Here is a 16,642-nt window from a genome sequence, read left to right on the forward strand (position 1 = left end):
GAACCTGAAACCGATCACACCCCAGCACCGTACGCAGGCGGTCTACCATCACCTCATGACCCGTGTACTGCTCGCCGAGGACGACGCGTCCATCTCGGAGCCGCTGGCCCGCGCCCTGCGCCGGGAAGGTTACGAGGTCGAGGTGCGCGAGGACGGACCCACCGCGCTCGACGCCGGAATGCAGGGCGGCGTCGATCTGGTCGTACTGGACCTGGGCCTGCCGGGCATGGACGGCCTGGAGGTCGCCCGCCGCCTGCGGGCCGACGGCCACACCGTGCCGATCCTCATCCTGACCGCGCGGGCCGACGAGGTGGACACCGTCGTCGGCCTGGACGCGGGAGCCGACGACTACGTCACCAAGCCCTTCCGGCTCGCCGAACTGCTCGCCCGGGTGCGGGCGCTGCTCAGGCGCGGCGCCGCCGAGCCCCAGCAGCCGCCCGCGACGCACGGCGTGCGGATCGACGTCGAGTCGCACCGGGCGTGGATGGGTGACGAGGAACTCCAGCTCACCGCCAAGGAGTTCGACCTGCTGCGGGTGCTGGTGCGGGACGCCGGCCGGGTCGTCACGCGCGACCAGCTGATGCGGGAGGTCTGGGACACCACGTGGTGGTCGTCCACCAAGACCCTGGACATGCACATCTCCTGGCTGCGCAAGAAGCTCGGCGACGACGCGGCGAACCCCCGTTACATCGCCACGGTGCGCGGGGTCGGCTTCCGCTTCGAGAAGAGCTGAGCCCCGCCCGGGACCCTCCCGGGACCCAGCGACCACCTCAGGTAACGGAACATGCGCCGACGTCTCATCCAGTCCACCCTCGCCGTCGTCCTCGTGGTGATCGCTGTCTTCGGCATCTCCCTGGTGATCGTCGAATCGCGGACGATCAGCAACAGCGCCCAGGAGCGGGTGGACTCCGAGGCGATCCGGCTGGCCAGCATCGTGGACAGCAGGATCCTCGCCTCGGAGAACGTCAACGCGGACGTGCTGCGCAATCCGGTCAGCCGGGACCAGTTCGCGGTCATCCGCATGCCCGGCAGGCCGCCGATCGAGATCGGCACCCGGCCGCACGGCGACGTGATCCACGCCACCCAGCGCGGCGAGGAGGGCGAGACCGTCACCGTGCAGGAGCCGCGCTCCGCGGTGACCCGCGAGGTCGGCCGCACCCTGCTGATCATCGGCCTGGTGGCGCTGCTCGCGGTGGTCGCGGCCGTCCTGCTCGCCGTACGGCAGGCCAACCGGCTCGCCTCCCCGCTGACCGACCTCGCCGAGACCGCCGAACGGCTCGGCTCCGGCGACCCCCGCCCCCGGCACAAGCGCTACGGCGTCCCCGAGCTGGACCGGGTCGCCGATGTGCTGGACTCCTCCGCCGAGCGGATCGGCCGCATGCTGACCGCCGAGCGGCGCCTGGCCGCCGACGCCTCCCACCAGCTGCGCACCCCGCTGACGGCCCTGTCGATGCGCCTGGAGGAGATCACCCTCACGGACGACCCGGACATCGTGAAGGAAGAGGCGAACGTCGCGCTCACCCAGGTCGAGCGGCTCACCGACGTGGTCGAGCGGCTGCTGACGAACTCCCGCGACCCGCGCACCGGCTCCGCCGTCACCTTCGACCTGGACGAGGTCATCCAGCAGCAGCTCGCCGAGTGGCGCCCGGCCTACCGCAGCGCCGGCCGGGCCATCGTCAGCTCCGGCAAGCGGCATCTGCAGGCCGTCGGCACGCCCGGGGCGGTGGCCCAGGTGCTGGCGGCGCTGATCGAGAACTCGCTCATGCACGGCGGCGGCACGGTCGCGCTGCGCACCCGCGTCACCGGCAACCAGGCCGTGGTCGAGGTCACCGACGAGGGCCCCGGCGTCCCGGCCGACCTCGGCGCGCGGATCTTCGAGCGGACCATCAGCGGCCGCAACTCCACGGGGATCGGCCTCGCCGTCGCCCGCGACCTGGCGGAGGCCGACGGGGGGCGCCTCGAGCTGCTGCAGGCGCAGCCGCCGGTGTTCGGCCTGTTCCTGTCGCGCACTCCGCCGGCCCGCAAGCCCGGGGAGGAGCAGCCCACGGTCCGCTGAGGCGGGCCGGTCCGGCGGCGGCGCCCCGGAGGGCCGCGGCGTTTACGGGACCCGCTGGGACTTGTGCTCGGAGTGGGGCCGCTTCGATTCGGCGACCAGGATCGACTCCGCCTCGTGGCTCGGCTGCACCCGGAACACCCAGGTGCGGTACGACCAGAAGCGGAACAGGGTCGCGACGCCGATGCCCACGAACTTGAAGACGTTGCTCTGCAGCGGGCTGTCCCAGCCGAAGCCGTAGGTCGCCAGGTAGAGCACGCCGTTCTCGATGACCAGGCCGATCGCGCTGAAGAAGAGGAAGAGCGAGAGTTCCTTGGTGCGCCCGCTCTTGTCGCGGTCCCGGTACGTCCAGTAGCGGAAGCCGACGTAGTTGAAGGCGATCGCGACCACCGTCGCGATGATGCTGGCGCGCACCACCGGGAGGTCGGAGACGTGGCGGACCAGGTTGAACACGCCGAGGTTGACGAAGATGCCCGCAACGCCGACGGTGCCGAACTTGGCCACCTCGCGTACGAGCCGTTGCAGCCCCGAGGAACGAGGTTCCATGGCTGTGCAGCTCCCGTCGGTAGGTTTCGTCAGCCCCGCCATGCTATCCACGCGAACCCTCCGCCGCCCGCGCACAAGGCCAATACCAGGAAACAGATCGGAAAGAGTGGGGAAAGCGACTGGTAAGAGGCCGTGTGGGGGACGTTGTCCGGAGCTGTCGGCGTGGCCGATACGCTAGGGGTGTGACGTTCCCGGTAGTCGGCATGGTCGGCGGGGGCCAGCTCGCGCGTATGACGCACGAGGCGGGCATCCCGCTGGGCATCAGGTTCAAGCTTCTCAGTGACACCCCTCAGGACTCTGCGGCGCAGGTCGTGAACGATGTCGTCGTCGGCGACTATCGCGATCTGGACACGTTGCGCGAGTTCGCGCGCGGCTGCGACGTGATCACCTTCGATCACGAGCATGTGCCCACCGAGCACCTCAGGGCCCTGGAGGCGGACGGCATCCCCGTGCGCCCGGGCCCCGACGCGCTGGTGCACGCCCAGGACAAGGGCGTGATGCGCGCCAAGCTCGACGCGATCGGCATCCCGTGCCCCAGGCACCGCATCGTGAGCGACCCGGAGGACGTGGCCCGGTTCGCGGCGGAAGGTGACGGCTTCCCGGTCGTCCTGAAGACCGTCCGCGGCGGCTACGACGGCAAGGGCGTGTGGGTCGTGGACAGCGCCGAGGAGGCGGCCGAGCCGTTCAAGGCCGGCGTGCCCGTCCTCGCCGAGGAGAAGGTCGACTACGTCCGCGAGCTCGCCGCCAACGTCGTGCGCTCCCCGCACGGCCAGGCCGTCGCCTACCCGGTGGTGGAGTCGCAGCAGGTCAACGGCGTGTGCGACACGGTCATAGCCCCGGCCCCCGGCCTGGAGGAGTCCCTGGCGCTCGAGGCCGAGCAGACGGCCCTGACCATCGCCAAGGAGCTGGGCGTCGTCGGGCACCTCGCGGTGGAGCTGTTCCAGACCCGGGACGGCCGCATCCTCGTCAACGAGCTGGCGATGCGCCCGCACAACTCCGGGCACTGGAGCATGGACGGCGCGATCACCTCGCAGTTCGCCAACCACATCCGCGCGGTCCTCGACCTCCCGCTCGGCGACCCGCGCCCGCGCGCCAAGTGGACCGTCATGGTGAACGTGCTGGGCGGCGACTTCCCGGACATGTACTCCGCCTACTTGCACTGCATGGCCCGCGACCCCAAGCTCAAGATCCATATGTACGGCAAGGACGTGAAGCCCGGCCGCAAGGTCGGACACGTCAACACTTACGGCGACGACCTGGACGACGTGCTGGAGCGCGCCCGCCACGCAGCCGGCTACCTGAGAGGCACCATCACCGAATGAGCCCTGTTGTTGGCATCGTCATGGGGTCGGACTCCGACTGGCCCGTCATGGAGGCCGCCGCCAAGGCCCTGGACGAGTTCGAGATCGCCTACGAGGTCGACGTCGTCTCCGCGCACCGCATGCCGCGCGAGATGATCACGTACGGCGAGCAGGCCGCCGACCGCGGCCTGAAGGTGATCATCGCCGGGGCCGGGGGCGCCGCCCACCTGCCCGGCATGCTGGCCTCCGTCACCCCGCTGCCGGTCATCGGCGTGCCGGTCCCGCTGAAGTACCTCGACGGCATGGACTCGCTGCTGTCCATCGTGCAGATGCCGGCCGGTGTGCCCGTGGCCACCGTCTCCGTCGCCGGCGCCCGCAACGCCGGGCTCCTCGCGGCCCGCATCCTCGCCGCGCACGACGAGGACCTGCTGCACCGGATGCGCGACTTCCAGCAGGAGCTGAACGACCAGGCCGCCGAGAAGGGCAAGCGGCTGCGTTCCAAGGTCGAGGGCCAGGGCCGCTTCGGCTTCGGGAAGTGACGGCGATGACGTCCGTCGAGGCGGCCCGGGAGCTGCTGCGGGAGTTCCCCGTCGTCGACGGCCACAACGACCTGCCCTGGGCGCTGCGCAAGGCGGCCGGCTACGACCTGGACAAGCTGGACATCGCCGGCCACCAGGACGCGCACCTGCACACCGACATCCCGCGGCTGCGCGAGGGCGGGGTCGGCGCGCAGTACTGGTCGGTGTACGTGCCGGCCGAGCAGCCGGAGCCTGTCGCGGCGACGCTGGAGCAGATCGACTGCGTCCGGCGGATGCTGGCCCGTTACCCGGCCGACCTGGCCCCGGCACTGACCGCCGCCGACATGGAGACGGCCCGCGGCGACGGCCGTATCGCCTCCCTGATGGGCGCCGAGGGCGGCCACTCCATCGCCAACTCGCTGGGCATCCTGCGCGGCCTGTACGCCCTCGGTGTGCGCTACATGACGCTCACCCACAACTCCAACGTGGACTGGGCGGACTCCGCGACCGACGAGCCGAGGGCCGGCGGCCTGACCGCGTTCGGCCGCGAGGTCGTCCGCGAGATGAACCGGCTCGGCATGCTGGTGGACCTCTCGCACGTGGCGCCGACGACGATGCGCGACGCGCTCGGCACGTCCGAGGCGCCGGTGGTCTTCTCCCACTCCTCCGCCCGCGCGGTCTGCGATCATCCGCGCAACATCCCCGACGACGTCCTGGAGCGGCTGCCGGCCAACGGCGGCGTCGCGATGGTGACGTTCGTGCCCAAGTTCGTGCTGCAGGCGGCCGTCGACTGGACCGCCGCGGCCGACGAGAACCTGCGCGCCCACGGCCTGCACCACCTGGACACCAGCCCCGAGGCGATGAAGCTGCACCGCGCCTTCGAGGAGCGCAACCCGCGGCCGGTCGCCACGGTGTCCACGGTCGCCGACCACCTGGACCACATGCGCGAGGTCGCCGGCGTCGACCACCTGGGCATCGGCGGCGACTACGACGGCACCGCGTTCACCCCCGACGGCCTCGGCGACGTCTCCGGCTACCCCAACCTGCTCGCCGAGCTCCTCGACCGCGGCTGGTCCCGCGCCGACCTGGCCAAGCTGACCTGGCAGAACGCGGTCCGGGTGCTGGGCGCGGCCGAGGACGTGGCCCGCGGTCTTCAGGCCACGCGCGCGCCGTCCGTCGCCACGATCGAGTCGCTGGACGGCACGGACGGCTGACCGTCCAGGGCGGGGTAGTCGTTGTACCCGGCGGCCCCGCCCACGTACATGAAGTACCGCTCCCGGACCGGGTTCAGCGGTGCGCCCAGGCGCAGCCGGGCGACCAGGTCCGGGTTGGCGAGGAACGGCCGGCCGAGCGCCACCAGGTCGGCGCCGGCCGCCAGCATCTCCCGGGCGGCCCGGGTGACGGCCTCGGTGGTCAGGTCGGTGAGGTCCGGGTTGCCGATCAGGACGCCGGGCCAGCCGGCGCGGATCCTCCGGTACCAGCCGGTCCGCGGGCCGGAGCGCACCAGGTGCAGATAGGCGAGGTCCAGCCCCCTGAGGCGGTCCAGCAGCGCGGCGTAGAGGCCCTCGGTGTCCTCCTCCCGGACGCCGTTGACGGTGGAGGCGGGGGAGATGCGGATGCCCACCCGGTCGGCGCCGATCGCGTCGGCCACCGCCTCGGTCACCTCCGCCGCGAACCGCACCCGCCGCCGCACGGAGCCGCCGTAGCCGTCGTCCCGGAGGTTGGTGTTGTCCGCCAGGAACTGGTGCAGCAGCATCCCGTTGGCCGAGTGCACCTCCACGCCCTCGAAGCCCGCGTCCACGGCGCGGCGTGCGGCGGCGGCGAAGTCGGCGATCGTGGCGCGGATGTCGTCCGCGGTCATCTCGCGCGGGACGGCGGCCCGCAGGTGGCCTCGCGGCGTGAAGATCGTCTCCGGCAGCGGCACGGGGGAGGGCGCGACCGGGGTGAGGCCGGTGGTCTCCGGGTGGCCGACCCGGCCGCCGTGCTGGAGCTGGAGGAACATGCGTCCGCCGGCCGCCCGGACCGCGCCGGTGACCCGCCGCCAGCCGGCCACGTGCCGGTCGCTGTGGATCGCGGTGATGTTCGGGTACGTCTGCCCGACCGCGTTGGGTGTCGTGCCCTCGGCGATGATCAGTCCGGCCGAGGCGCGCTGGCCGTAGTGCGTGACCATGAGGTCCGTGGGGGTGCCGTCGGTCTCCGCGCGGTTGCGCGTGAGCGGGGCCATCACGAGACGGTGCGGAAGGGCGAGCCGGCCCAGCCGGGAGGGGGCCAGAAAGTCCGTGGTGTCCGTTGTCTGCGTCATGCGGGCACGGTAGAACTTGACACTGATGTGAGGTTCAAGCCCTCTTCAGGGAGGTCGCACATGCGGATCGGCGAACTGGCCCGGCGCACCGGCGTGAGCGAGCGGTCGCTGCGCTACTACGAGACCCAGGGGCTGCTCGTCGCGGACCGCACCCCCGGCGGCCACCGCGACTACCCGGAGACGGCCGTCGACCGGGTCATCCGGATCCAGGAGCTGTACGCCGCCGGACTGCACAGCGAGAAGATCCGGCAGCTGCTGCCCTGCATGCGCGACCGGGACGGCGGGCCCTCCGCGATCGCCACCCCGCGTCTGGTGCAGGACCTGACCGCCGAACGCGACCGGATCGACCGCATGATCGCCGATCTGCGCCGCTCCCGGGAGACCCTGGACGAGGTCATCCGCACGGCCCGGGACGCCTGACCGGCCGTACCCCCGAACGCCCCACTCACCGGGAGGTTCGCGTCTTCCGCGTGCGACCGTGGCGATACGCCCCACCACGACGCAGCTCACGACCGACGTGAGCGACGACGACGTACGGAGCCCGCCATGGCCGACCGCCAGGACGACATCCCCGCCACGCCCGAGGCCGGTGAGGACGAGGACCTGCCGGACGACCCGTTCGCCGGGGACCGGGACCACGAGGGGCGCGCCTGCCTGGAGCGGGCCCATGCCGTGCTCGCCGCCCACCCGGTCGCCGACGGCTACAGCGGGCTGCCCTGGGCGCTGCGCCATCTGCCCCGGTACGACCTCGAACTCGGCGAGGCGGCCGTCGACACCGACGTTCCCCGGCTGCGCGAGGGACACGTCGGCGCGCTGTTCTGGTCGCTGCACCTGCCCGAGGGCCCCGGCGGCGCCCGGGCGACGGCCGCGACCCTGGAGCAGGTGGACCAGGCGCGCTCGGTGGTCGGGGCCCACCCGGAGGGGCTGCGCCTGGTGCGCACGGCGGGACAGATCATCGACGCCCGCAACCGCGGCAGGGTCGCCGTGCTGCTCGGCCCCGCCCACGCCACCGCGCTCGACGACTCCCTCGGCGTCCTGCGCATCCTGCACGCGCTCGGCCTGCGCGTGCTCACGCTCGCGGGCACGGCCTGGGCGGGGGAGCAGGGGCTCACCCGGTTCGGCGAGGAGGTGGTCCGCGAGATGAACCGGCTCGGCGTCCTCGCCGACGTCTCCGGGGCCTCGGCCGCCACCGCCGAGCGGGTCGTCGCGCTGTCGAAGTCCCCGGTGCTGTGCACCCGCTCCGCAGCCCACGCCCTGCGCCCGCACCCCGCCAACCTCCCCGACGAGCTGCTCGCCGCCCTGGGCGCGGCCAGGGGGCTGTGCATGGTGCCGCTGACCGCCGGGCAGACCGGGCCGGCCGTCCACGACGTCGCCGACCACCTCGACCACGTCCGCGAGGTGGCCGGCCGCGAGTGCGTGGGCCTGTCCGGCACCTACGACTCCGGCGCCGCCCACCCCCGCGACCTCGCCGACGCCTCCCGCTACCCCCACCTGATCGCCGAGCTCCTGCGGCGCGGCTGGTCCGAGCCGGAGCTGGCCCTGCTGGCCTGGGGCAACGTCCAGCGGGTGCTGCGCAGCGCGGACTCCGCGGCCCGCGCCGCACAGCAGCGCCGGGAGACGTCCACCGCGAGGATCACGGAACTGGACGCCGCCCCCTGACGCCTCGGGTCAGGGGTGTTCGATCCGGCACAGGCAGAACGGATGCCCGGCCGGGTCGGCGTACACCTGGAAGTCCTTCTTCTCGCGGTCTTCGAGGTCCAGCGGCCGGGCGCCGAGGGCGAGCACCCGCTCATGGGCCGCGTCGACGTCGGCCCAGGTGGGGCCCGCGTCGAAGTCCAGGTGGAACTGCTGGCCGTTGCGGTCGGCGCGCGGCCACTCCGGCGGGGTGTGCCCCTCGGCCCGCTGGAAGGCCAGCCGCGGGCCGCCCGGCACCTCCAGCACGACCCAGTCGTCGTCCTCCGACCGGGGGGTGCCCCCGGCCACCGCGGCGTAGAAGCCGGCCAGGGCGTGCGGATCGGGGCAGTCGAGGACGACGGAACGGATACGGGCGACGGACGCCATGGGATCCTCCTTCGGAACGCTCAGCAGGCGCACAGACAGAACGGGTGCCCGGCAGGGTCGGCGTACACACGGAACGTGCGCGCGCGGTCGTCGGCGTCCAGCGGCTTCGCGCCCAGCTCCAGCACCCCCTTCTCGGCCGTGTCCAGGTCCTCCACCACCAGGTCCAGGTGGAAGTGCTGCGAGTGGTCGGCGGCGGGCCAGCGCGGCGGCACGTACCCCGGCGCCTCCTGGAAGGCCAGCGCCGGTCCGCCGGGCACCTTCAGGTCCACCCACTCGCCGCTGTCGTCGGAGTTCGCCTCCACCGTGCCGCCCAGCACCGCGGCGTAGAAGCCGGCCAGCGCACGGGGGTCGGGACAGTCCAGCACCACGACACCGAGCTTGGCGAGAGCCATGACTACCTCCTCGGGTTACCGCTAGAGACGGGTAACCGGTAACGGTTACTGCATGCTCCCGTATAGGCGGTAACGTCGCAAGCATGAGTGACAGATCGGCCGCCCCCGGAGCGCTCGGGCTGGTGGAGTCCCTGGTCAACACCCTGAACCTGGAGACCGGTGCCGACATGCTCGACACGGCCGGCGGGCGCGCCCACTTCGGCATCCCCGAGGACGGGCTGGCCGCGGCGCGGGACCTGCGCGAGTCGCTGCGGGCCGCGCTGCTGGCGCACGCCGGGCACCGGCCGCACCGCGCGGTGACCCCGCTCGGCGAGCTGCTGGCACGCGCCCCGCTGTACGTCACCGTCGACCCCGAGGACGGCTCGGCGGCGCTCGCCTCCGCCCCGGACGCGCCGCTGCTCGACCGGGTCGCCGCCGCCGTGGCCGAGGGGGTCGCCCAGGGCACCTGGATGCGGCTGAAGGCCTGCGAGGCCGCCGACTGCCACTGGGCCTACTACGACCGCAGCCCCGCCGGGCGGGGCCGCTGGTGCTCGATGCAGGTGTGCGGGGCGCGCGCGAAGATGCGGCGCTACCGGGCGAAGGGGCCCTGACCCACAGGGTCTTGGTGCAGAATGCGGACAGACGCCGGTTCGGCCGACTGAGCCTCGGCCGAACCGGCGTCGCCTAATGCCGTGAGTCCGTATGCCGTAAGTCCCCCGGCTGTACGTCCGTTACGCCCTGCGTCCGCGCCCCCGCACGTGCGTCACGCCGTCGGACGGCCCATCGCCCGGTACGTCCAGCCCGCCCGGCGCCACAGCTCCGGGTCGAGCGCGTTACGGCCGTCCAGGATCACCCGGGCGGCCGCGACCTCGCCGAGCGCCGCCGGGTCCAGCTCGCGGAACTCCCGCCACTCGGTCAGGTGCAGGACGACGTCCGCCGAGCGCACCGCCTCCAGCGCGGAGCCGGCGTACCCGAGCGTCGGGAAGACCCTGCGGGCGTTGTCCATGCCCTTCGGGTCGTACACCGTGACCTGGCCGCCCTGCAGATGGATCTGCCCGGCCACGTTCAGCGCCGGCGAGTCGCGGACGTCGTCGGAGTCGGGCTTGAACGTGGCGCCGAGCACCGCGACCCGCTTGCCGAGGAAGGAGCCCCCGCCGAGCGCCTCGCGGGTCATCTCCACCATCTGGCCGCGCCGGCGCATGTTGATGGAGTCGATCTCGCGCAGGAAGGTCAGCGCCTGGTCCGCGCCCAGCTCACCGGCCCGCGCCATGAACGCCCGGATGTCCTTCGGCAGGCAGCCGCCGCCGAAGCCGATCCCGGCGCGCAGGAACTTCTTCCCGATCCGGTCGTCGTACCCGATGGCTTCCGCCAGCTTCGCCACGTCACCGCCCGCGGCCTCGCACACCTCCGCCATCGCGTTGATGAAGGAGATCTTCGTGGCGAGGAAGGAGTTCGCGGCCGTCTTCACCAGCTCGGCGGTCGGGAAGTCGGTGACGACGAACGGGGTGCCCTCGCCGAGCGGGGTCGCGTACACCTCCCGCAGCAGCTTCTCGGCGCGCTTGCTGCGCACGCCCACCACGATCCGGTCCGGGTGCAGGGTGTCGTGCACGGCGAAGCCCTCGCGCAGGAACTCCGGGTTCCAGGCCAGCTCGGCGTCGCCGCCCGCCGGGGCGTGCGCGGCGAGGTAGTCCGCCAGCCGGTCCGCCGTGCCCACCGGCACCGTCGACTTGCCGACGACCAGGGCCGGGCCGTGCAGATGCGGGGCGAGCAAGGAGATCGCGGAGTCGACGTACGACATGTCGGCCGCGTAGTCCCCGTGCCGCTGCGGGGTGTTGACGCACATGAAGTGCACGTCGCCGAAGGCGCCGACCTCGGCCCAGTCGGTGGTGAACCGCAGCCGCCCGGTCGACCCCCCGAAGCCCGCCACATGCCTGCGCAGCAGCTCCTCGAGCCCCGGCTCGTACATCGGGGTCTCGCCGCGCTCCAACATGGCGATCTTCTCGGGTACGACGTCGAGTCCCAGCACCTCGAAGCCGAGCTCGGCCATGGCCGCGGCGTGCGTGGCGCCGAGGTAGCCGGTGCCGATCACAGTGATCTTCAGGCTCATGGATGTGCTCCAGCTCGGGTATGTCGGGGCTGCGGCCCCTGAGCATAGTCGGGCCGCTCAGCGGGCAATTTCTCCGCTGTCGTGTAGGTCACGTAGGCGTGCCGCGGGCCGACCTCTAAAATTTTGATTACTTAACGGTAATTAGCGTCAGTATCACTGCGTCTTTGGAGCGTGAGTCCGTGGCCGGATCGGCTGACTTCGACCTGTACCGCCCGTCCGAGGAGCACGACATGCTCCGGGACGCCGTCCGCTCCCTGGTCGAGGCGAAGATCGCGCCGTACGCGGCGGCGGTGGACGAGGAGGCCCGCTTCCCGCAGGAGGCCCTCGACGCCCTCGTCGCCAACGACCTGCACGCCGTGCACGTCCCCGAGGAGTACGGCGGCGCCGGCGCCGACGCGCTCGCCACGGTCATCGTGATCGAGGAGGTGGCCCGCGCCTGCGTCTCCTCCTCCCTCATCCCCGCGGTGAACAAGCTCGGCTCGCTCCCGGTGATCCTCTCCGGCTCCGAGGAGCTGAAGAAGAAGTACCTGGCCCCGCTGGCCAAGGGCGACGCGATGTTCTCGTACTGCCTCTCCGAGCCGGAGGCGGGCTCCGACGCGGGCGGCATGAAGACCAAGGCGGTCCGCGACGGCGACCACTGGGTCCTCAACGGCGTCAAGCGCTGGATCACCAACGCGGGCGTCTCCGAGTACTACACGGTCATGGCGGTGACCGACCCGGCCAAGCGCACCAAGGGCATCTCCGCCTTCGTGGTCGAGAAGTCCGACGAGGGCGTCTCCTTCGGCGCCCCGGAGAAGAAGCTCGGTATCAAGGGCTCCCCGACCCGCGAGGTCTACTTCGACAACGTGCGCATACCCGCCGACCGCATGATCGGCGAGGAGGGCACCGGCTTCGCGACCGCGATGAAGACCCTGGACCACACCCGGATCACCATCGCCGCCCAGGCGCTGGGCTGCGCGCAGGGCGCCTTCGACTACGCCAAGGGCTACGTCCGGGAGCGCAAGCAGTTCGGCAAGCCGATCGCCGACTTCCAGGGCATCCAGTTCATGCTCGCCGACATGTCGATGAAGATCTCCGCGGCCCGCGCGCTCACCTACCAGGCGGCCGCCGCCTCCGAGCGCGGCGACGCCGACCTCACCTACCTGGGCGCCGCCGCCAAGTGCTTCGCCTCCGACGTGGCGATGGAGGTCACCACGGACGCCGTCCAGCTCCTCGGCGGCTACGGCTACACCCGCGACTACCCCGTGGAGCGCATGATGCGCGACGCGAAGATCACCCAGATCTACGAAGGCACCAACCAGGTCCAGCGGATCGTCATGGCCCGCAACCTGCCGTAACGGCACGGCAGTTCACCGCTGGGAAAGGGCGTCCTCCGGGCGCCCTCTCGCTCTTCCGGGGCACCTTACGACCGGTCGGTCACATGCGCGCGGGGCCCGGTCGTCGTAGGACGGAAGCACACGGGGTCCGCCCCGGGCCCCCGGGTTCCCAGGAGGAGCCATGACCCAGTCCCAGATGATGCCGGCCCTGACCCAGCAGATGCAGGACTGCATCGAGGCCTGCATGAACTGCCACAGCATGTGCGAGGAGTCCATGAGCTCCTGCATGCAGAAGGGCGGCCAGCAGCAGATGCAGGTCATGCGGGCGCTGATGGACTGCTCCGAGATGACCCGCATGTGCGCCGACATGATGATGCGGCGCTCGCCCATGTCCGCCGAGATGTGCACGATGTGCGCCAAGGTGTGCGAGATGTGCGCCGAGGCGTGTATGACCATGCCCGACGACCAGCAGATGATGCGCTGCGCGGAGGCGTGTCGCCGCTGCGCGGAGGCCTGCCGGGCGACGGCGGGGGCCGGTATGTGAGCCACGGCAGCCGCCCGGGGACGCCCGCTGCCCGAGTGCCCCCGGGCGGTCACCGCCGCAGCGCCTCCGGCCGTGCACCGGTGCCCCCCGGCTTCATGGGCACGCCTGAGCAGTCCGAGGCCGGAACACCGAAGAAGAGCCTGGCGTGTCACCGGCGGGGTGACACGCCACCGCCGGTCATCGGCCGGCGGTGACGACGGCCGGCCGCCGCGAGGCGATGACCTTCTTCGCCAGCGACCGCGGGCTGGTCAGAAAGCCCCAGCCCCACGACATGTGCATGGTGGCCAGGGCCACCGGGATCTGCAGCCGGGCCTTCAGCGGCAGGCCCCGGCCCGCCGGGAGCGAGCCCGCGACGATCGCCGCCAGATAGCCGCCGGGGACGAGGAAGGCCCACGGGGTGAGCGCCGCGCCGGCCACGATCCCGGCGGCTATCGCGCACACCGCCGTCGGCGGGGCGAGGTAGCGCAGGTTGATGGAGCCCGAGTGGTAGCGGGCCACGACGTGCCGCCAGCGGCCGTAGTCCTTGTACTGCTTGGCGAGCGCCCGCACGCTCGGCCGGGGCCGGTACGACACCTTCAGCTCCGGCGAGAACCAGATCAGCCCGCCCGCCTCCCTGATCCGGAAGTTCAGCTCCCAGTCCTGGGCGCGGATGAACTCCTCGTTGTAGCCGCCCTGCTGCTCCAGGGCCTCGCGGCGGAAGACGCCCAGGTAGACCGTCTCGGCGGGTCCGGCCTCGCCGCCGGTGTGGAAGGCCGCGTTGCCGACGCCGATCTTCGAGGTCATCGCGGCGGCGACCGCGCGCTCCCAGTCGTTCTCGCCCTCGGCGTGCATGATGCCGCCGACGTTCTGCGCGCCGGTCTCCTCCAGCAGCCGCACGGCGGTCGCGATGTAGTTCGGCGAGAGCATGCCGTGGCCGTCGACGCGGACCACGATCGGGTGCCGGGAGGCCTTGATCGCCGCGTTCAGCGCCGCGGGCGTCCGGCCGGTCGGGTTGGGGACGGTGTGCACGCGCGCGTCTTCCGCCACGAGCTGAGCCGCGATCTCGTCCGTGCGGTCCGTGGACGGACCGAGAGCGATCACGACCTCCATCTCGCCGGCGTACTCCTGCGCGAGGATCGCTTGGACGGCCCCGCGCAGATGCCGCTCCTCGTTGAGGACGGGCATGATCACGGAAACTGCGGGGTGTCGCACGTCGGGCTTGGCGTTCATAGGGGGCTCACGTTACCGCGAACGGGGGACACCGGTGCGCGCCGCCGGGGCCAAGGGCCGGGCTGGAGATCGTATCGGCCTACCGTGCTCACGGATCCCACGTACGGCGTCGTCCGGAGGTGTCCCCCTTGGCCAGCCCGCCCCGGTCCCCCGCGCGTCCGCGCCGACCGCAGCCGCCCCACCGTGTGCCGCGTTCGCCCCAGCGGCCGGTCCGGTCCGTACGGCCGCCCCGGCGGCCACGGTGGGCCATGCGGGCGGCGAGCACGATGTCGGTCGTGGTGCTCGCCTCGGCCGGGATCGGGCACGCGGTGATCAGCAGCCTGGACGCGGGGATCGCCCGGGTCGACGCCTTCAAGGAGATGAAGAACCGGCCGCAGGCGGGCCACGGCATGAACATCCTGCTGGTCGGCACCGACGGCCGGGACAAGATCACCGAGCAGGAGCGGCGGCGGTACCGGCTGGGCGGGGCGCCCTGCCACTGCACCGACACGATGATGATCGTGCACGTCTCGGAGAACCGGGACCGGGCCACCGTGGTGAGCCTGCCGCGCGACTCCTACGCCGAGGTGCCCGCGAGCACCGACCCGGTCACCCGCAGGCAGCACCCGGCGCACCCCATCAGGCTGAACGCCGCCTACTCCGAGGGCGGCCCCCAGCTGACCGTCCGCACGGTCGAGAACATGACCCATCTGAAGATCGACCACTATCTGGAGGTCGACTTCACCAGCTTCATGAAGACCGTGGACGTCCTCGGCGGGGTGAGCGTCTGTACGACGACGCCGCTGAAGGACGCCTACAGCGGGCTGAACCTCTCCCCGGGCAGGCACACCCTCAACGGCGGGCAGGCCCTGCAGTACGTGCGGGCCCGGCACGTCGACGCCACCAGCGACCTGGGCCGGATGCGGCGGCAGCAGCGGTTCCTGGCCGCGCTGATCGAGCGGGCCACCTCCTCCGGGGTGCTGCTGAACCCGATGCGGTTCCGGGACGTGACCCGGGCGGTGCTCGGCTCGGTCCGCGCCGACGAGGGCTTCGGCACCGACGAGCTGCTCGACCTCGGCCGCGCCATGCGGGACTTCTCGCCGTCTTCCTCGGAGTTCACCACCGTGCCCATCGGGCAGATGAACTACGCCGTCAAGGGCATCGGCTCGACCGTGAAGTGGGACCAGGGCAAGGCGGTCCAGCTGTTCGCGGCCCTGCGCGACGACAAGCCGCTCACCGCGCCGCCGCCCGCGCACGCCCCGCAGGGGCGCACGCAGCCTCCGGCGCCGGTCGAGGCGGACCCGCGGCAGATCCAGGTCCAGGTGGCGAACGGCACCGGCACGATGGGGCTCGCCAAACGCGTCGACGCCGCCCTCGCGGCGGCCGGCTTCGCCACCACCCGCCGGCCGGTGACCGCCCCCGCCCGTGTGCCGCACACGGTGATCTCCTACGACCCCCGCTGGGACCGCTTCGCCCGCGCCCTGGCCACCGCCCTCCCGGGCGCCCGGCTGCGCGCCGTGCCGGGCCAGGGGCCGCTGCTGAAGGTGACCGCCGGCGCCGACTTCAAGGACGTGCGCAAGGTGCGCTTCGAGGATCCCGCCCAGCCCCCGCAGACGGCCGTACGGGGCAACGAGGTGACCTGCGCCGGCGTCTAGTCCACGAGGCGCACCCGGCTGGTCGAGGCGCACCCGGCTAGTCGTCGAAGCCCTCCGCGGCCCGCTTCTCGCGCAGCTCGCGGATGGCGCGGCGGCGGGCCAGGCGGTGGGTGCGGCGGATCTGGGCCTCCTGGTAGCGGCGGCGGTCGCGGTCGGTCTCCGGGATCACCGGCGGCACCCGGCGCGGCTTGCCGTCCGCGTCGACGGCGGCGAAGACCAGGTAGGCGGTGCCGACCTGGGTGGGCGGGGTCGACTCGTTCCAGCGCTCGGCCAGGACCCGCACGCCGACCTCCATGGAGGTCCGGCCGGTCCAGTTCACCTGCGCCTTCACATGGACCAGGTCACCGACGCGCACCGGCTCGAGAAAGACCATCTCGTCCATGGACGCGGTGACGGCCGGACCGCCGGAGTGCCGGCCGGCCACGGCGCCGGCCGCGTCGTCGACCAGCTTCATGATCACGCCGCCGTGCACCGTGCCCAGCAGGTTGGTGTCGTTGTGGGTCATGATGTGGCTGAGGGTGGTGCGCGAGGCGGACGTCGGCTTGCCCGGGATGTCCGGTTCCGTGTCCCGTTCCACGTCCGTGGCCTGGTCTGTCATGCCCTCCACCTTATGCCGAAGCGGCAATCGCGGAATTTGTGTCGGCTTCGCAACAGCGCCGCTGTGATTTTCCGACAGCCCT

At 72.2% G+C, this 16,642-nt stretch carries 18 protein-coding genes; 11 read left to right on the top strand and 7 right to left on the bottom strand.

Annotated features, from left to right (window positions below; genetic code table 11):
- Positions 1 to 55: 55 nt before the first annotated feature.
- A complete protein-coding gene (locus tag OG956_RS21280; RefSeq protein WP_020940464.1) occupies positions 56 to 733 on the top strand; it encodes a response regulator transcription factor in 678 nt (225 codons plus the stop codon).
- A 51-nt stretch (positions 734 to 784) separates the two neighbouring features.
- Positions 785 to 2,056: an ATP-binding protein gene (locus OG956_RS21285; RefSeq protein WP_330339577.1), complete on the top strand. Its 1,272-nt coding sequence runs from the start codon at positions 785 to 787 to the stop codon at positions 2,054 to 2,056.
- A gap of 42 nt (positions 2,057 to 2,098) precedes the next feature.
- On the opposite strand, the gene OG956_RS21290 is transcribed toward OG956_RS21285, so the two are convergent.
- Complete coding sequence (locus OG956_RS21290; protein WP_330339578.1) at positions 2,099 to 2,599, bottom strand: GtrA family protein; 501 nt, start codon at positions 2,597 to 2,599, stop codon at positions 2,099 to 2,101.
- 182 nt (positions 2,600 to 2,781) lie between these two features.
- Here OG956_RS21290 and OG956_RS21295 point away from each other — a divergent pair, with 182 nt between their 5' ends.
- The 3 genes from OG956_RS21295 to OG956_RS21305 are packed head-to-tail and all read left to right on the top strand — an operon-like array spanning position 2,782 to position 5,632.
- Entirely contained in the window at positions 2,782 to 3,921 is a 1,140-nt protein-coding gene (locus OG956_RS21295) for a 5-(carboxyamino)imidazole ribonucleotide synthase (RefSeq protein ID WP_330339579.1), read from the top strand.
- Positions 3,918 to 4,439, top strand: coding sequence for a 5-(carboxyamino)imidazole ribonucleotide mutase (gene purE / locus OG956_RS21300; RefSeq protein ID WP_330339580.1), 522 nt, complete (start codon positions 3,918 to 3,920; stop codon positions 4,437 to 4,439). Before OG956_RS21295 ends, purE begins: the two co-directional genes overlap by 4 nt.
- 5 nt (positions 4,440 to 4,444) lie before the next feature.
- The gene (locus tag OG956_RS21305; protein ID WP_330339581.1) at positions 4,445 to 5,632 is read left to right on the top strand and encodes a dipeptidase; all 1,188 of its coding nucleotides are present in this window, start codon (positions 4,445 to 4,447) and stop codon (positions 5,630 to 5,632) included.
- Here the strand turns inward: OG956_RS21305 and OG956_RS21310 are convergent.
- Positions 5,572 to 6,720 (bottom strand): alkene reductase, encoded by a 1,149-nt coding sequence (locus OG956_RS21310; RefSeq protein WP_330339582.1) that lies wholly within the window; start codon positions 6,718 to 6,720, stop codon positions 5,572 to 5,574. The two genes, OG956_RS21305 and OG956_RS21310, sit on opposite strands and share 61 nt — an antisense overlap.
- 60 nt (positions 6,721 to 6,780) lie before the next feature.
- On the opposite strand from OG956_RS21310, the gene OG956_RS21315 reads away from it, so the two are divergent.
- Together OG956_RS21315 and OG956_RS21320 are read left to right on the top strand one after the other, a co-directional pair.
- Positions 6,781 to 7,140 (top strand): MerR family transcriptional regulator, encoded by a 360-nt coding sequence (locus OG956_RS21315; RefSeq protein ID WP_330339583.1) that lies wholly within the window; start codon positions 6,781 to 6,783, stop codon positions 7,138 to 7,140.
- Positions 7,141 to 7,266: 126 nt separating this feature from the next.
- The gene (locus OG956_RS21320) at positions 7,267 to 8,379 is read left to right on the top strand and encodes a dipeptidase (RefSeq protein WP_330339584.1); all 1,113 of its coding nucleotides are present in this window, start codon (positions 7,267 to 7,269) and stop codon (positions 8,377 to 8,379) included.
- A gap of 9 nt (positions 8,380 to 8,388) precedes the next feature.
- Here OG956_RS21320 and OG956_RS21325 read toward each other — a convergent pair whose 3' ends face one another.
- Together OG956_RS21325 and OG956_RS21330 are read right to left on the bottom strand one after the other, a co-directional pair.
- Positions 8,389 to 8,781: a VOC family protein gene (locus OG956_RS21325; protein ID WP_330339585.1), complete on the bottom strand. Its 393-nt coding sequence runs from the start codon at positions 8,779 to 8,781 to the stop codon at positions 8,389 to 8,391.
- A gap of 20 nt (positions 8,782 to 8,801) precedes the next feature.
- Positions 8,802 to 9,173, bottom strand: a complete 372-nt coding sequence (locus OG956_RS21330; protein ID WP_330339586.1) for a VOC family protein — start codon at positions 9,171 to 9,173, stop codon at positions 8,802 to 8,804.
- 83 nt (positions 9,174 to 9,256) lie between these two features.
- Here OG956_RS21330 and OG956_RS21335 point away from each other — a divergent pair, with 83 nt between their 5' ends.
- Positions 9,257 to 9,763 carry a CGNR zinc finger domain-containing protein gene (locus OG956_RS21335; protein WP_330339587.1) on the top strand — a complete coding sequence of 169 codons (507 nt, stop codon included), beginning with the start codon at positions 9,257 to 9,259 and terminating at the stop codon, positions 9,761 to 9,763.
- A 152-nt stretch (positions 9,764 to 9,915) separates the two neighbouring features.
- Here the strand turns inward: OG956_RS21335 and OG956_RS21340 are convergent, their stop codons facing one another.
- Entirely contained in the window at positions 9,916 to 11,259 is a 1,344-nt protein-coding gene (locus tag OG956_RS21340; protein ID WP_330339588.1) for a UDP-glucose dehydrogenase family protein, read from the bottom strand.
- A gap of 179 nt (positions 11,260 to 11,438) precedes the next feature.
- Between OG956_RS21340 and OG956_RS21345 the strand changes: the two genes are divergently transcribed.
- Both OG956_RS21345 and OG956_RS21350 read left to right on the top strand, forming a co-directional pair.
- The gene (locus OG956_RS21345) at positions 11,439 to 12,596 is read left to right on the top strand and encodes an acyl-CoA dehydrogenase (protein ID WP_330339589.1); all 1,158 of its coding nucleotides are present in this window, start codon (positions 11,439 to 11,441) and stop codon (positions 12,594 to 12,596) included.
- Positions 12,597 to 12,756: 160 nt separating this feature from the next.
- A complete protein-coding gene (locus tag OG956_RS21350) occupies positions 12,757 to 13,119 on the top strand; it encodes a four-helix bundle copper-binding protein (RefSeq protein WP_330339590.1) in 363 nt (120 codons plus the stop codon).
- 177 nt (positions 13,120 to 13,296) lie between these two features.
- On the opposite strand, the gene OG956_RS21355 is transcribed toward OG956_RS21350, so the two are convergent.
- Positions 13,297 to 14,328 carry a glycosyltransferase family 2 protein gene (locus tag OG956_RS21355; RefSeq protein ID WP_330339591.1) on the bottom strand — a complete coding sequence of 344 codons (1,032 nt, stop codon included), beginning with the start codon at positions 14,326 to 14,328 and terminating at the stop codon, positions 13,297 to 13,299.
- Between the two features lie 128 nt (positions 14,329 to 14,456).
- Here OG956_RS21355 and OG956_RS21360 point away from each other — a divergent pair, with 128 nt between their 5' ends.
- Positions 14,457 to 15,962, top strand: a complete 1,506-nt coding sequence (locus OG956_RS21360; protein WP_443065586.1) for an LCP family protein — start codon at positions 14,457 to 14,459, stop codon at positions 15,960 to 15,962.
- Between the two features lie 37 nt (positions 15,963 to 15,999).
- On the opposite strand, the gene OG956_RS21365 is transcribed toward OG956_RS21360, so the two are convergent.
- The gene (locus tag OG956_RS21365) at positions 16,000 to 16,560 is read right to left on the bottom strand and encodes an acyl-CoA thioesterase (RefSeq protein ID WP_330339593.1); all 561 of its coding nucleotides are present in this window, start codon (positions 16,558 to 16,560) and stop codon (positions 16,000 to 16,002) included.
- Between the last annotated feature and the right edge of the window lie 82 nt (positions 16,561 to 16,642).

The organism is Streptomyces sp. NBC_00557 (genome assembly GCF_036345995.1).
Lineage (GTDB): Bacteria > Actinomycetota > Actinomycetes > Streptomycetales > Streptomycetaceae > Streptomyces.

Coding starts and splice junctions, on each gene's coding strand:
- OG956_RS21280 (WP_020940464.1), top strand. CDS start 56: ATGACCCGTGTACTGCTCGCCGAGGACGACGCGTCCATCTCGGAGCCG.
- OG956_RS21285 (WP_330339577.1), top strand. CDS start 785: ATGCGCCGACGTCTCATCCAGTCCACCCTCGCCGTCGTCCTCGTGGTG.
- OG956_RS21290 (WP_330339578.1), bottom strand. CDS start 2,599: ATGGAACCTCGTTCCTCGGGGCTGCAACGGCTCGTACGCGAGGTGGCC.
- purE (WP_330339580.1), top strand. CDS start 3,918: ATGAGCCCTGTTGTTGGCATCGTCATGGGGTCGGACTCCGACTGGCCC.
- OG956_RS21305 (WP_330339581.1), top strand. CDS start 4,445: ATGACGTCCGTCGAGGCGGCCCGGGAGCTGCTGCGGGAGTTCCCCGTC.
- OG956_RS21310 (WP_330339582.1), bottom strand. CDS start 6,720: ATGACGCAGACAACGGACACCACGGACTTTCTGGCCCCCTCCCGGCTG.
- OG956_RS21315 (WP_330339583.1), top strand. CDS start 6,781: ATGCGGATCGGCGAACTGGCCCGGCGCACCGGCGTGAGCGAGCGGTCG.
- OG956_RS21320 (WP_330339584.1), top strand. CDS start 7,267: ATGGCCGACCGCCAGGACGACATCCCCGCCACGCCCGAGGCCGGTGAG.
- OG956_RS21325 (WP_330339585.1), bottom strand. CDS start 8,781: ATGGCGTCCGTCGCCCGTATCCGTTCCGTCGTCCTCGACTGCCCCGAT.
- OG956_RS21330 (WP_330339586.1), bottom strand. CDS start 9,173: ATGGCTCTCGCCAAGCTCGGTGTCGTGGTGCTGGACTGTCCCGACCCC.
- OG956_RS21335 (WP_330339587.1), top strand. CDS start 9,257: ATGAGTGACAGATCGGCCGCCCCCGGAGCGCTCGGGCTGGTGGAGTCC.
- OG956_RS21340 (WP_330339588.1), bottom strand. CDS start 11,259: ATGAGCCTGAAGATCACTGTGATCGGCACCGGCTACCTCGGCGCCACG.
- OG956_RS21350 (WP_330339590.1), top strand. CDS start 12,757: ATGACCCAGTCCCAGATGATGCCGGCCCTGACCCAGCAGATGCAGGAC.
- OG956_RS21355 (WP_330339591.1), bottom strand. CDS start 14,328: ATGAACGCCAAGCCCGACGTGCGACACCCCGCAGTTTCCGTGATCATG.
- OG956_RS21365 (WP_330339593.1), bottom strand. CDS start 16,560: ATGACAGACCAGGCCACGGACGTGGAACGGGACACGGAACCGGACATC.